Origin of the sequence: Paraflavitalea speifideaquila, assembly GCF_032395985.1 — a bacterium.
Classification (GTDB): domain Bacteria; phylum Bacteroidota; class Bacteroidia; order Chitinophagales; family Chitinophagaceae; genus Paraflavitalea; species Paraflavitalea speifideaquila.
Genome location: NZ_CP135920.1, coordinates 2,078,099 through 2,091,742, shown reverse-complemented (window position 1 = coordinate 2,091,742; position 13,644 = coordinate 2,078,099). Strand labels below are relative to the sequence as shown.

Here is a 13,644-nt window from a genome sequence, read left to right as displayed (position 1 = left end):
TGTGCCGGTATAAGCAATAGATAATATGTAATTTTTGGCGCAGGTATACGTTATTCCCTGGTAAAAGCTCAGTCTCTAAACCCCGGCATTCATGCGAGCAGTAATGGTGTTAATGGTATTGTGTTTTCTTATGGGCAGTCCTCTTCATGCACAAAGAAAACGCCCCACGGATAGTGTGGATGTAACGATTCGTCTTACGAACCGGGGAAAACTGCTTTTACTGATTCGGTGTTGGTGATCTTTGACCGGTATGACCATAGTGGTGCGGGGATCATCAAAAGGTATATTATCCCATCAACAATGAGATCGTCATTAACAAGGTACCTCCCGCGCGTTATTATATTGAAGTCTCCTGCCTGGGCACTCACCGGGAACAATTCAATGAGTTAACCTACGTCAACAACCGGCGCAGCAATGTTTTTACTTATCGCATTAACAACACAAGTACGTTCACGCCTGGCCTGGTGGTGATACCCGTAGAGCCGGTTAATATTAATAAGCTGGAGGTATTGAAGCAGTGAGGGGAGAATGAGAATACAGGATCCTTTGCTTCTAAGGGGATGGTGAATGATGGTTGACAGGGATAATATAAAGATGGCAATTTGAAGGGGATTGGGATGTGTTAAAGGGTATATAAAGAGTCCCGCCTTGCGGCGGGACTACACTAATCAAATACCATTAACCATTAAACCTTATCCTATGAAAATTCAAATATAAGATGATAGTGGTGAAACAATGGTTGCAATGCTAAGTTTTTTGACTAATTGATCTGCATCAACCAACCTATAGGTGAAAAATCTTCAACAGTTATACGATTAACTTTTATCATGTTTGTGCAAACGTTTGCGTACAAATTATGTGGGCGTACTGGCTGCTAAACCGTTATTCTTATCATGTTTCAGGAGATTCAGTTATATTGACAAAATGTTAACTTATTTTAACATTCCCGGTTACTCACCTCCTGTATTCATGGTACTACCAACTTGGTTTAAAGGATTGCCGGAATGCATTAAAATCTTTTTACCATAATGTCCTTCTCCAAAATACTTAACAAGTAATTCCAATTCGGGGGTGTGAGGTAACCGGGAATAGCCTGGGGCTCTCCATCAACGGGGATGATGACTGTTGTGGGATAAGACAGTTGTCCCCGGGTAAGGTAAACAGCAAAATCGTTGGTCCGGTAGTTTGGGTTGAAGGAATAGGATCTGCCATTCCAGGCAATGGTGGCACGTGTTTCGGCATCGACTTTGGCCGCATAGAATTTTTCCTGGAGGTAGGCACCCACTTTCTTATTGGCATAGGTTTTCTTATCCATCACTTTGCACCAGCCACACCAATCGGTATAGAGGTCGATCAGTACGGGCTTTTTTGTTTTTGGAGGCTATCAGCCACCTGCTGAAGGGTAAGCCATTGGGTTTTGAAGGTTGTCTCTACGGGTCGTTGGCCGCATGAAAAACAATGATCCAGCCAAACAAAACAACGAGTTTCAGGGTTTGCATACTTAATTTTGTTTTTGAATTTGGAGGATCAGGAGTCGGCAATGCGGTTGCTTCCAGGGCACAAATATGCCAACGCAAAGTGGTAACGCTGCATGCCTGCGCCAAGCATGTGACCCCGGCCTTTGACGACCTCCTTGTTTGATCCTTACCGGTATCGTATTCAATATTAAAGTTAACTCAAATCTCATGCATAAAATTGTGTTGGCGATAACAGGGGCCAGTGGTTCGATCTATCCCAAGCTATTACTGGAAAAATTATTGACGATTGGGAAGCAATGGGAAGAACTGGGGGTGGTGATGACGGAGAATGCCAAACAGGTTTGGGAAACGGAGCTCGGGAACGCAGATTATAAGGATTTGATGGATTTCGCAGATAAGGCGGTAACGGGGAATGGGAAGAGGCGGATCAAGTTTTATTCGACGATGGACTTTAATGCGCCATTTGCTTCGGGATCGGGCCGGTACAATACGGTGATCATTGCGCCCTGTTCGATGGGGACGCTGGGCCGGATTGCCACGGGGGTATCGACCGACCTGATCACGCGTGCTGCAGATGTAGTATTGAAAGAACGCCGGAAGCTTATTTGTATGATCCGGGATACGCCCTATAACCTCATACATATCCGCAATATGGAAACGGTAACGCTGGCAGGCGGCATCATCTGTCCTGCCTCTCCTTCTTTTTATAGCAAGCCTACTACGATTGAGGCGGTAGCGGCAACGGTAGCGGACCGGGTACTGGACCTGGCGGGGTTGGATATTTCTACTTACAGATGGGGGAAAAAGAATAGCTGCGAGCTTGGAAATACAAGCTATGAGCCACGAGCTGCGAGCCACGAGCGCTTTTGCTTCGCTAATGACTAAAGGCTAACTAACCAAAGGCCAGCGGCTCTTGGGTATTGGTTACCGAAGGTCTACTTCTTCAACACCAGGGAATTTTGATTTATCGAAGGTGAACATGGGATCGGTAAGGGATGCCTTGCCATTAAGTGTATTGACGGTATAGGTGATCCTGGTGCCGCTTTTATCCAAAATGCGGGTGGAATAGATGGTTTTGGCGGCTTTGTCGACGAGTAGAAAAACCCTGTGGAATGCCTTGGTTTTGTCTACGGGGGTCATCTCAATTTCGATTAATGTCTTTTTGCCTTCTTTCTTTTCTCCATTGAGTTTGTATAAGAAATCCTTGTCGTAAAAATTGGTAAACAGTTTGGTGGGGGTGATCATGCTGGAAGAGCCTTCGAGCTTGGTAATGGTCACCTCATTGGCGGCTTTGTCGAAGGTCCAGATATTGGCGCCATCGCAGAATATTTCGGCACCACCGGCCAGGCTAACGCGGTATTTATTGCCTTTCATGGACACGGTTCCTTTTTGGTATCGAGGACTTTGCCTTTGCTGTCTTCATTTTTAAGGACAAAAGCGGCTTGTACGGCCTTGAAGGTTTTAAACTTAGCACTTACTTCATCGAGTATTTTTTTGGCGGCAGGGTCGCTGGCAACGGATGCTCGCCTGTTTTATTTTGTGTAAACGCAACAGAACCAATTAGTAACGCGCTAAAGAGTAAAAGTGAAGACTTCATTATCGGTATTTATGAGTGATTTCTTTTGTGAAAGCCGCAAATATATTGGATATGCGGCAAACTCTTAGACGCCGATTATCCCCGTTCCGTTTAGTCGTTGGGAATTAATTAACAGATTGGGAAGTCGGGGAAGTCCGAAAGTCGGGAAGTCGGGAAGTCCGAAAGTTGGGAAGTTGGGAAAGTTGGGAAGTCGGGAAGTCGGGAAGTCCGAAAGTTGGGAAAGTTGGGAAGTCGGGAAGTTGGGAAGTCGGGAAAGCCGGGAAGTGGGGAAGTTGGGAAGTCGGGAAGTCGGAGAGACCGGAAGTTGGGGCGATCGAATAGTAAACTGGTTGGCGAAGCCAGTGCCTTACCAATTTATGGTTACCGGTGGCTTTATCCAAAGTTGGCTAAATGTTGGTCGAGGTCCATCTCGGTTTTGATGAGTACATCGCGTGCTTTGGAGCCCTGGCTAGGGGCCTACAATGCCGGCGGCTTCGAGCTGGTCCATGAGGCGACCGGCGCGGTTGTAGCCCAGTTTCATGCGGCGTTGGAGGAGGGAGGTACTCCCAATTTGGCTGGTAACGATCATGCGGGCAGCGTCTTCAAATAGGGAGTCGCGGTCGCTAAGGTCGAAATCCTTGCCTTCGAGTTCTTTTTCATCAACATATTCGGGTAGCATGAAGGCCTGTGGATAGCCATTTTGGGCACCGATGTTGTCGCACACGCTTTCTACCTCGGGGGTATCGACAAAGGCGCACTGCAGGCGGGTGAGTTCGCCATTATAAGAAATGAGCATATCGCCCTTACCGATCAACTGCTCGGCCCCGCCTGTATCGAGGATGGTGCGGGAGTCGATCTTGGAGGATACTTTGAAGGCGATACGGGCCGGGAAGTTGGCCTTGATGGTACCGGTGATGATGTTGACAGAAGGACGCTGGGTGGCAATAATGAGGTGGATACCTACGGCGCGGGCCAGCTGGGCCAGACGGGCAATGGGCATTTCGACTTCTTTGCCGGCGGTCATGATGAGGTCGGCAAACTCATCGACAACTAATACGATGAAGGGCAGGAACTGGTGTCCCTTTTCGGGGTTGAGCCTGCGTTTGACAAATTTCTCGTTGTACTCACGAATATTGCGGGTGCCGGCCTCTTTAAGGAGGTCGTAGCGATTGTCCATCTCAATACAAAGGGCATTGAGGGTATGGATCACTTTCTTGGTATCGGTAATAATGGCTTCTTCTTCGCCCGGCAGTTTGGCCAGGAAATGGTTCTCGATGGTGCGGTAGAGGGTCAACTCTACCTTCTTGGGATCGACGAGGACGAGCTTGAGCTGGGAAGGGTGTTTCTTATACAGTAAAGAAACGAGTATAGCATTGAGACCCACGGACTTACCCTGACCGGTAGCACCGGCCATGAGGAGGTGAGGCATGGTGGTGAGGTCGACGATGAAGTTCTCATTGTCGATCTTTTTACCAATGGCCACGGGCAGGCTGAAGCTGTTGGCCTGGAACTTCTCGGAAGCCAGGAGGGTTTTCATGCTCACGACGGTCTTCTTCACATTGGGTACTTCAATACCAATGGTTCCTTTACCTGGGATGGGGGCAATGATGCGGATACCCAAGGCTGCCAGGCTTAGGGCGATATCATCTTCGAGGTTTTTGATACGGGATATGCGAACACCAGCGGCGGGCACGATCTCGTACAGGGTAACGGTAGGACCTACGGTAGCGCTGATCTTCTGGATATCGATATCGTAGTTCTTGAGGGTAGTGATGATCTGGTTCTTATTGGTTTCGAGTTCGGCCGCATCCTGTACGATCTTTTCGCTGCCATGTTGTTCCAACAGGTCGAGTGAAGGGTATTGGTAATCCTTCAGGTCGAGGGTCGGTTCGTAGGGTGTAGTGATGATGGGCTTTCTTTCTTCTGGCGCTTCGGCTGGCTCCTCCCCTACTTCGGCTTCGGCTTCCAGTTCGGGTTCTTCGGGCATGGACTTGATCTCCAGCTCAAGGGCGGCGGCGGCTTGCCTGGCCTTTTCCTGTTTTTTATTCAGGGGCAGGTTAGGCATAGGCGGCGGAATTTCGACAGGAGGTTGTGGTGTACCGACTGTAAAAGGTGGTTCCTCTTCTTCTTCGGGCAGGTCGCGTTCTACGAGCTGCATGTCGTCCAGGAGTTCTTCGTCTATTTCCAACTTGGGCGCCAGGAGTGGTGAAGGGTTTTCGCCTTTCTTGAGTTTATTGGTCTTTTTAGGTTTGGGAGCGGCTTCCTGTTCTTCTTCATTGACGGGCAATACGGGCTCTTCGGTGGCCGGGGCTTTTTTGGGTATGCCGGGTACTTTGAATACGGGGTTGAAACGCCAGATGAAATAGGCCAGTCCACCCACGAGCAGCAGGGCAGCAGTACCTATTTTACCAATAAGGCTTACGAGCCAATCGCTGATCATGGTGCCTACGGCGCCTCCCCAGGTAAACTGGCTACTGCCGGCAAAGAAGGCGAAGGCTACGCTGAAAAACAAAACGCCTACGATGAGGTAGCGCAGGTTGCGCCATACGGAAAAGATCTTTTTGCCAAACAGGGCATTGGCACCCGTTACAAAAAAAAGAGGGTGCAGAAGAGGAAAGAGGCGAGCCCGAACCCATTGTAAAAAAACTGATGGGATATGAAGGCGCCGATATTGCCCAGGAGGTTGGTGGTTTTGACACCAGCGGAGGGCCATAAGATGGAGGCGCCGCGGAACACTTTGTCCTGGTCTTCGCGCCAGGTGAATAAATAAGAGGTAAAAGCTATGAATAGAAAGAGGCTTGCCAGCAAGGCAATGGTGCCGGCAATTTTGTGGGTACGTTCATCTTTCACCAATTGTTTCACACTCACCTGTTCTTCTTTCTCAGGTTTCAGTTTATCAGTATCAGGAGTTTTGCTTTTGCCCGATTTTAAGCGATTGGCCATGGATACAAAGATAAGTAGTTGAACAAAACTGCGCTATAAACAAATAAAAGCGTTGGAATGGGCGTAATTATTGTACTTTAGAAGGTCAAACAACATGAAATTCCGGGAGCATCTACCACCCAGACTGGTTACCTATTTAACCCGCCTTTTTTGCGTGGCAGTACGGCTATTCACCGGAATAGTGCTTCTTACCTTCTTCCCAGGGATCAGTAGTTATGGTCAAACAGATAGTACTGCGATCGATATTAACAGTATCCGCTTTTTCAGATCGGAAGTTACGCATTTTGAAGTAGCTACGACACCGAAGGGTTCCATTCCAGATGGGGGATCACTCAATTATCGTTCCAACCACTTACGAAGGCGTTGCCAGGGAGTTATATGGAGCAGGATATTTTCCAGCGATTCAAGCTAAGTAATAGTGGAGATTCGGCGAAGCAGGTGTTCTTTTGCCCGGGTTTTATTGCCGGGATATCAAACTGTTCAGTGTATCAGGTGATAATCCGGGCCAGCTGGAGCCGGTGGTGGATACGGTGGAACGCAGTAAAGGCTTCATGGGAGCGATCAGCATCCGGCTGGAGGGGCATGAAACAAAAGTGTTTTATTGCCGCTTCCATTTTGTACGTACGAATGTGAACAATATCATTCCCCGACTTATAGAGAAAGATTATTTCCGGCAATGGCGTTATACGATGCGGGAGCGGGATTACTTGTTGGATGTGGTCAGTTATACGGCCTCGGGTATTTTGCTGATGATGATCTTTTACTCGTTAGCGGTGTACCTGCAAAATAAGAACCGGGAGTTTATCTTTTATGCCTTGTACACGTTATGTACGGCATTTCTCTTATTCCTGAAATCATTCCTTAATTTATCGGGGTCGGCCTTCCATTATTTCTATGAGGAATACCTGGACTTTATGATGATGACAGCCAGTGTATTCACGTACTTGTTCTTTGTGCGGCAGTTTATCAATACGAAGGAGGATCATCCACGGCTGGATACTTTTTGCGCTGGTCGAAGCTGGTGATGATCGTTTTCAGTGGGATATTCACGCTGCTCTACTTCTTTACGGAGAAATATATTGTGCTGAACATTATGGAGAACCTGGTGATGAAGTTGATCTTTTTCATTGTGGGTATAACGTTCATTGTGTACAGTATCAAAAAGAAGGATACGTTGTTGAATTACCTGGCATTGGGTAACTTATCGCTGGTGGTATTTTCGATGATCTCGTTGCTGATCATGATCTTCAAATGGGGTGTGGCAGATAGTGATTCGAACTGGAGTATCTTCAACCGGTCGATCTTTTATTATGAGGTGGGATTGGTATTGGAGCTTTCGTTCTTTTTATCGGGATTGGCCTGGAAGAACCGGCGCGATATTGTGGAAAGGGTAAAAGAACGGGAAAGGCTGAAGCTGGAAAATGAGCGGAAAGAATTTGAAAAGCAGATGGCGGTGGTGACGGCGATGCAGGGAGAAAGGGACCGGATCTCGGCAGACATGCATGATGAGCTGGGATCGGGGGTAACGGCGATCCGGTTGATGAGTGAGATCTTAAAGACAAAGATGAAAAATCAATCGATCCCTGAACTGGACAAAATATCGAGTAATGCGAATGAATTGCTGGGCAAGATGAATACGATCATCTGGACGATGAAGAGCTCGAATGATACGGTGGAGAGCTTGATCGCGTATATCCGGGCACATGCGATCGAATATTTTGATAGTACGCCGATCGATTGTACGGTGAAGCTGCCGGTGGTGATCCCCAGGCAGATATCAGTGGGGAGAAGCGGCGGAATATATTTTTGAGTGTGAAAGAAGCGCTGAACAATGCGATGAAGCATTCTCAGGCTACGCACCTGCAGATCGATATTGGGGCCAAAGAAAACCAGCTGGTCATCCGGGTGACGGATAATGGGGTGGGCATCAATCAGGAGCAATTGCGCCGCTTTGGCAATGGGCTGCACAATATGCGACGCCGGATGGAAAGTATTGGGGGGACGTTTACGATTGCCTGTGATGGGCAGTGTGTGTTGACGTTTGAGGCGCCGCTTTAAATCGGCAATCGGCAATCGTGCATCTTTTGCTTCGTTTTTTTGGGTACAATTGTCCTGGCAGGCAGGGGCTTTTCTGTTCTTTTGCTCTCAATACTCTTTGATTCTTTTGCCTTAATGCATATTTCTTCTGTTCTTTTGCCTTGAATTCTCTTCGTTCTTTTGCCTTGATGCATATTTCTTCTGTTCTTTTGCCTTGATGCAAAAGAACCAAAAGATCAAGGCAGGCCCGATCGCTCCGCGCGGCCTGCCGGGCCGGCTCCTCCCAGGTGTTGCTTTGCTTACTAAACACAGGCTTTTATGCTTTGAAATTTCTTGTCTACCGGTAAATAACTGGTATTTAGAATCTCTCCAATGCGGGGTCGCTGATTATTAATTACTCACTGATTAATTATTACTCCCTACTCCTTTACTGCTCATTTATATTTATTACTCACTGATTAAGTATTGGCCACTGATTATTTGCACAGTCATTTAGGCTGTGAAATCTCTTGTTTACCGGTCTCGATGCCTGGTTGCCTTTTTGCCCAGATGCCTACTTAGGTAATCACTTCTTCAAGAGTGCCACAAACATAGCGATCCAGCCGGCGACGAGGAAGAGGCCACCGATGGGGGTAATGGCGCCGATGCCGCTAAGGCCAACGGTATTGGTGGCTTTGAGGGCAGTCAGGATGTATAAAGAGCCAGAAAAGAGGATGATGCCAATAATGAACAGGATGCCAGCCCAGCGCATCCAATCGCCGGGGAATTTCTCGATCAGGATGGCCAGGGCCAGGAGGGCAAATACATGGTAAAACTGGTATCGTACGCCTGTTTCAAAAGTGCCGATGGTTTCAGGCGGTACTAATTTCTTCAGGCCATGTGCGCCAAATGCGCCGAGTATAACGGACAGGGCGCCCAGGCCCGCAGCGGTCAACAAAAATCCTTTATGCATGTAAGACGGTTTGAATAAAATCGTTCATGGAAATAGCATCTTCTTTATCGAGGATAACATCAGCCTGCTCATAATACATCCTGCGTTCATTGAGTTTGCGGATGATGTAGGAACGCAGTTCATCGTCGTCGATGTCTTTGATGAGGGGGCGTTTGGCCTTTTCTTTCAGGAGGCGTTGGAGTAGTACATCGACATGGGTGTTGAGCCAAACGACGATGCCTACTTTTTCATGTAGTCGATGTTGTTGAAAAAGCAAGGGGTGCCGCCGCCGCAGGAAAGTACGAGGGACTCATGGTCATCGACGAGTTTTTCCATGGTCTCTTTTTCTTTGAGGCGGAAGTACTCTTCGCCCGCTACGGCAAAGATATCGGTGACGGACTTGCCTTCGGCTTTTACGAGTTCTTCATCGAGGTCGAAAAAGGGAAGCTGGAGACGGTGGGCTACCTGCTTTCCCCAGTGTGTTTTTCCAGAGCCCATGAAGCCGATCAGGATAATCCTCATTTGTATTTAATTATGGAACGAAAATGTATAAAATATTTTGTCGAGTGGCATGGCCGGGAAGGAAGTTGGTAGTTCTTGCTTCGGGAGCCGTTTAAAGCCATTCTTTTCATAGAAACGATGTGCAGCTTTGAAAGCTTCGATGGTTCCCAGGAAAATAGTTGTGACGTGCTGCCTGCGGCACCAATCGAATACAGCTTCCATCAATAGCTGAGCGGTTGCTTTTTCTTTACCGCGGTAAGCGGGGTGCACAAACATTTTACGCAAAGCTACCTGGTTATTGGCAATATCGATGAGGGCGATGGTGCCTATTACTTTGTTGTTGTCGATGGCGAGCCAGAAATTGCCGTTGCCTTGCTGGTAGAAGGTATCCACGGTACTGAGGTCGGGTTGATCGGCAGCGGTGATGGCCACTCAAATTCTCCTGCCTGAATGCCTACTATTAATTCAATGGTTTCTTGTTGGTATTGGCTGTTGTGTTGTATGATCTCCATTCGCTTCGTGGTTCTGTGGTTTGGCGGCGGGGCTACTTAAAGGCGTTCAGGCCGGTGACATCCATTCCGGTGATGAGGAGGTGGATATCGTGGGTACCTTCGTAGGTGATGACGCTTTCGATGTTCATCATGTGGCGCATGATGGAATACTCGCCGGTGATGCCCATGCCCCCGAGGATCTGCCTGGCTTCACGGGCTATATTGGCTGTTATTTCGCAACCATTGCGTTTGGCCATGGACACCTGCTGCGGAGTGGCTTTGTGTTGGTTCATCAACACGCCCAGTCGCCAGTTGAGGAGCTGTGCCTTGGTGATCTCGGTAATCATTTCGGCCAGTTTTTCTGCTGGAGCTGGAAGCCGCCAATGGGGCGATCGAACTGTACGCGCTCGAGAGAATACCTGAGAGCGGTATCGTAGCAATCCATAGCAGCACCCACGGATCCCCAGGCAATGCCAAAACGGGCCCTGGTGAGGCAGCTCAATGGACCTTTCAATCCTTTTACATTGGGCAGGATGTTCTCCTTAGGCACCTGCACATTGTCGAACACCAACTCACCGGTGGTGGAAGCACGGAGGCTCCATTTGCCATGGGTGGTGGGGGTACTGAATCCCTTCATACCGCGCTCTACTATAACGCCACGGATATCGCCTTGTTCATCTTTGGCCCAAACAACGGCCACTTGTGAAAAAGGGGCATTGGAAATCCACATTTTGGCGCCGTTGAGAATAACATGGTCGCCGGCCTCTTTGATATTGGTGAGCATACCGGCGGGGTTGGAGCCATGATCAGGCTCGGTGAGGCCAAAGCAGCCAGCCACTCGCCGCTGGCGAGTTTGGGGAGGTATTTGCGGCGTTGTTCTTCGCTGCCGTATTCATAAATGGGGAACATGACGAGGGAGCCCTGTACGGAGGCGGTGGAGCGGACGCCGCTATCGCCTCTTTCGAGTTCCTGCATCATGAGGCCATAGGAGATATAATCGAGGCCACCGCCGCCATATTCAGCGGGGATGGTAGGGCCAAAGCAGCCCAGGTCGCCTAACTGCTTGACAATGTGTTGGGGAAACTCTGCTTTTTGGGCATACTCTTCAATAATGGGAGTTATTTCCTTTTTCACGTAATTGCGTACGGATTCGCGGATGAGTTTTTGTTCTTCGGTCAATAATTCATCGATTGCGAAGTAATCGGGGCTTACAAAAGATCGGATCTGGCGGCCATGGTAACTGGTTTTGACAATATGGCGCTAAAGTAGGAAAAATAGCTAATAGGTGTTAGTATGGCTATTTGCAAATTGGTTAATTAGCTAATTAGCTGATTTTAAATGCAATTGGGTAGTGTGGGATGTACAATAAATTGGATTATGTATTTAATATGCTAAATTCTTTTTAGGTGATATGCAACATCCGTTTTGTGTGTATGTCTCTTATTTTGAACAACAATTAAAACATTCATTTTGGAGCTGACTGCAAACATCATCCGGGATGAATTGGTAGAACGTTGTAAACAAGGGGATGGCCCCAGTTATGAGCTGTTGTACCAACGATATTCCAAAGCCATGTACAATACGAGCCTGCGGATCGTGAATAATTCCGCTGATGCAGAGGACGTGCTGCAGGAAGCATTTATAGATGCGTTCCGCTCGTTGAACGATTTCCACTACCGGTCTACTTTTGGGGCCTGGTTAAAGCGGATCGTGATCAATAAATCGATCAACACGCTGCGTAAACGGCGGGGGCATTTTGTAGAGATCGACGAGAACAATGAAAATGGGGTTCATGCGCTGCCACAGGAGGAGGGGCCGGACGAAGAGGAGTTGCAATACCGGGTGGCGGAGGTGAAGAAGGCGATCCAAAAATTGCCGGATGGCTACCGGTCGGTTTTAAGTCTCTACCTGCTGGAGGGTTATGACCATGAAGAAATAGCAGGGATATTGAGTATTTCGCACAATACGGTGCGGACGCAATATGTACGGGCGAAACAAAAGTTATTGACGATTATAAAACAAGGAGGACTGTCATGAGTACGGGTTTAGAACAATTTATGCGTGATCACCGGGATGAATTTGATAATGAAGAACCGGCACCAGCGATCTGGGACCGGGTGGAAAAGGAATTAATGCCGGCTAAGGCACCCGCTCAACCACAGCAGCCGGGGAAAGTTTTGACGATGAAGATCTTGCGTTGGAGTGCAGCGGCAGCCATTTTGGTACTGGCGGGCCTGGGGGTATTCCATTTATTCGGCCCCAAACAAGGGGCTAACAATGGCCCTGTAGCGCAACAGGAAGAACCTGGCAAGGGCAAGCAGCAGCCCGGAGGTGATGAATTGCTGAAAGATATTGACCCTACGTATGCGAAAGAAGTATATCACTTTACTCAGCTTATTGAACTGAAACAGCATGAGCTGAAGCAAATTGAAAAGGATAATCCAGCCTTATACAAACAGTTCCTGGGTGACATCAGCAAATTGGACAGTTCATACAATGTATTGAAAAATGAATTGCCTACGAATGCGAACCGGGAACAATTACTGGAAGCGATGATACAGAATTTGCGGCTGCAGACCGAATTACTGAATCAACAGCTTCAGATCATTCAACAAATCAAAAAATCTAAATCGGGAAGCGATGAGAGTAATTCAAAAGTGTATAGCCTCACCTTATTAATTACTGCGCTGGCCTTTGGCACGCAGGTAATGGCTGCAGATGATCCAATGGTGGAGAAGAAAAAGACGTATAGCAAATCATATCCTCTAAGCAGTTCGGACAGGGTTTCGTTGCGGAACCAGTTCGGTGAAATGAAGATCAATACCTGGGACAAAAATGAAGTAAAAGTAGATGTAACGATCACGGCGGAAGCGGGTACGGATGAGCGGGCGCAGCAATTGCTGGACATTATTGAAGTGCAGGATGGCAAAAACGGCGGCGACGTTTATTTCAAAACGAAGATCGGTAATAACAACAGCAATAACCGGGGCCGGGGCGAAAAGCAAAGTTTCAATATTGACTATGTTGTTTATCTGCCCTCGGGTAATACGTTGGATGCGCGCAATGAATTTGGCCCCATGTCGATCGGAGATTACAAGGGCAAAGTGACGCTGGAAAGTAAATTCGGGAGCTTAACTACAGGCAAGCTATCCACAAATGTGCGGGTGTCGGTAGAGTTTGGCAAAGCCAATATCGGGGGCATGGATGGTGGTGACATCACGATTAAGTTTGCACGTGGACTGGTGAATAACCTGAGTGGTGATGTATCGGCCAATCTTGAGCACAGTAATGTAAAACTTAATGTAGAGAACAGTGTAAAAGACCTGGATATCAAGAACAGTTTTACGCAGCTTTACCTGGATGTGAGCACGGGGCTATCGGCCAACTTTGATATCAAGACGAGTTTTTGTGAAGTGAAGAATAAAACAGGATTTCCGATCAAGAAGGAAGGGGAAGATGAGGACCGTGGGCCTAAGTTTGACTTCCGTTGGTCGGGCAAATCGGGCAGTGGCGGCGCACCAGTACGTGTGAAGGCCAGTTTTGGAGATGTAACGATCGGTCATAATCTGCCATTTGATGTGAATGCGGATGACAAGAAGAATAAGAAGAAGACGAGGAATATTTGAGGACACAGAATACAGGAGACAGGAGACAGAATAGAATACAGCGTTCAGGAGACAGTAATTG

The 13,644-nt window shown here is 47.9% G+C and carries 11 protein-coding genes and 4 pseudogenes; 6 read left to right on the top strand and 9 right to left on the bottom strand.

The features are described 5' to 3' along the window. Positions 1-1,009: 1,009 nt before the first annotated feature. A pseudogene (locus tag RS881_RS14405) lies at positions 1,010-1,363 on the bottom strand (thioredoxin family protein); the annotation flags it as partial. A 322-nt stretch (positions 1,364-1,685) separates the two neighbouring features. Between RS881_RS14405 and RS881_RS14400 the strand changes: the two are divergent. Further along, positions 1,686-2,363, top strand: coding sequence for a UbiX family flavin prenyltransferase (locus tag RS881_RS14400; protein WP_315821711.1), 678 nt, complete (start codon positions 1,686-1,688; stop codon positions 2,361-2,363). A 39-nt stretch (positions 2,364-2,402) separates the two neighbouring features. On the opposite strand, the gene lolA1 is transcribed toward RS881_RS14400, so the two are convergent. From lolA1 to RS881_RS14385, 3 genes are all read right to left on the bottom strand, one after another. Continuing rightward, positions 2,403-2,852 carry an outer membrane lipoprotein periplasmic chaperone LolA1 gene (lolA1, locus tag RS881_RS14395; RefSeq protein ID WP_315821710.1) on the bottom strand — a complete coding sequence of 150 codons (450 nt, stop codon included), beginning with the start codon at positions 2,850-2,852 and terminating at the stop codon, positions 2,403-2,405. A 671-nt stretch (positions 2,853-3,523) separates the two neighbouring features. After that, positions 3,524-5,566, bottom strand: a complete 2,043-nt coding sequence (locus tag RS881_RS14390; protein WP_350340126.1) for an FtsK/SpoIIIE family DNA translocase — start codon at positions 5,564-5,566, stop codon at positions 3,524-3,526. A gap of 74 nt (positions 5,567-5,640) precedes the next feature. Next, positions 5,641-5,997, bottom strand: coding sequence for a DNA translocase FtsK 4TM domain-containing protein (locus tag RS881_RS14385; protein ID WP_315821709.1), 357 nt, complete (start codon positions 5,995-5,997; stop codon positions 5,641-5,643). A 446-nt stretch (positions 5,998-6,443) separates the two neighbouring features. Between RS881_RS14385 and RS881_RS14380 the strand changes: the two genes are divergently transcribed. Genes RS881_RS14380 through RS881_RS14370 form a run of 3 tightly spaced genes read left to right on the top strand, consistent with a single transcriptional unit; the run spans position 6,444 to position 8,055 of the window. Then, complete coding sequence (locus tag RS881_RS14380) at positions 6,444-7,022, top strand: 7TM diverse intracellular signaling domain-containing protein (RefSeq protein ID WP_315821708.1); 579 nt, start codon at positions 6,444-6,446, stop codon at positions 7,020-7,022. Continuing rightward, positions 7,001-7,807, top strand: a complete 807-nt coding sequence (locus RS881_RS14375; protein WP_315821707.1) for a sensor histidine kinase — start codon at positions 7,001-7,003, stop codon at positions 7,805-7,807. The genes RS881_RS14380 and RS881_RS14375 overlap by 22 nt, the downstream gene beginning before the upstream one ends. 2 nt (positions 7,808-7,809) lie before the next feature. After that, the gene (locus RS881_RS14370) at positions 7,810-8,055 is read left to right on the top strand and encodes a sensor histidine kinase (protein ID WP_315821706.1); all 246 of its coding nucleotides are present in this window, start codon (positions 7,810-7,812) and stop codon (positions 8,053-8,055) included. A gap of 544 nt (positions 8,056-8,599) precedes the next feature. On the opposite strand, the gene RS881_RS14365 is transcribed toward RS881_RS14370, so the two are convergent. The 5 genes and pseudogenes from RS881_RS14365 to RS881_RS14345 all read right to left on the bottom strand — a co-directional run. After that, entirely contained in the window at positions 8,600-8,986 is a 387-nt protein-coding gene (locus RS881_RS14365) for a DUF423 domain-containing protein (protein WP_315821705.1), read from the bottom strand. Beyond that, positions 8,979-9,463, bottom strand: a pseudogene (locus tag RS881_RS14360) (shikimate kinase). The gene RS881_RS14365 and the pseudogene RS881_RS14360 overlap by 8 nt, the downstream one beginning before the upstream one ends. Before the next feature lie 30 nt (positions 9,464-9,493). Beyond that, entirely contained in the window at positions 9,494-9,898 is a 405-nt protein-coding gene (locus RS881_RS14355) for a GNAT family N-acetyltransferase (RefSeq protein ID WP_315821704.1), read from the bottom strand. A 112-nt stretch (positions 9,899-10,010) separates the two neighbouring features. Beyond that, positions 10,011-10,741, bottom strand: a pseudogene (locus RS881_RS14350) (acyl-CoA dehydrogenase family protein). Positions 10,742-10,854: 113 nt separating this feature from the next. Then, a pseudogene (locus RS881_RS14345) lies at positions 10,855-11,091 on the bottom strand (acyl-CoA dehydrogenase family protein); the annotation flags it as partial. A 336-nt stretch (positions 11,092-11,427) separates the two neighbouring features. Between RS881_RS14345 and RS881_RS14340 the strand changes: the two are divergent. Together RS881_RS14340 and RS881_RS14335 are read left to right on the top strand one after the other, a co-directional pair. Beyond that, on the top strand, positions 11,428-11,994 hold the full coding sequence (locus RS881_RS14340) for an RNA polymerase sigma factor (protein ID WP_315821703.1): 567 nt from the start codon (positions 11,428-11,430) through the stop codon (positions 11,992-11,994). Beyond that, positions 11,991-13,583, top strand: a complete 1,593-nt coding sequence (locus tag RS881_RS14335; protein ID WP_315821702.1) for a hypothetical protein — start codon at positions 11,991-11,993, stop codon at positions 13,581-13,583. Before RS881_RS14340 ends, RS881_RS14335 begins: the two co-directional genes overlap by 4 nt. Positions 13,584-13,644 lie beyond the last annotated feature (61 nt).

What these genes read in the sequence shown, in the direction of transcription:
- lolA1 (WP_315821710.1), bottom strand. Translation starts at nt 2,852, where the DNA reads ATGAAAGGCAATAAATACCGCGTTAGCCTGGCCGGTGGTGCCGAAATA.
- RS881_RS14335 (WP_315821702.1), top strand. Translation starts at nt 11,991, where the DNA reads ATGAGTACGGGTTTAGAACAATTTATGCGTGATCACCGGGATGAATTT.
- RS881_RS14400 (WP_315821711.1), top strand. Translation starts at nt 1,686, where the DNA reads ATGCATAAAATTGTGTTGGCGATAACAGGGGCCAGTGGTTCGATCTAT.
- RS881_RS14385 (WP_315821709.1), bottom strand. Translation starts at nt 5,997, where the DNA reads ATGGCCAATCGCTTAAAATCGGGCAAAAGCAAAACTCCTGATACTGAT.
- RS881_RS14365 (WP_315821705.1), bottom strand. Translation starts at nt 8,986, where the DNA reads ATGCATAAAGGATTTTTGTTGACCGCTGCGGGCCTGGGCGCCCTGTCC.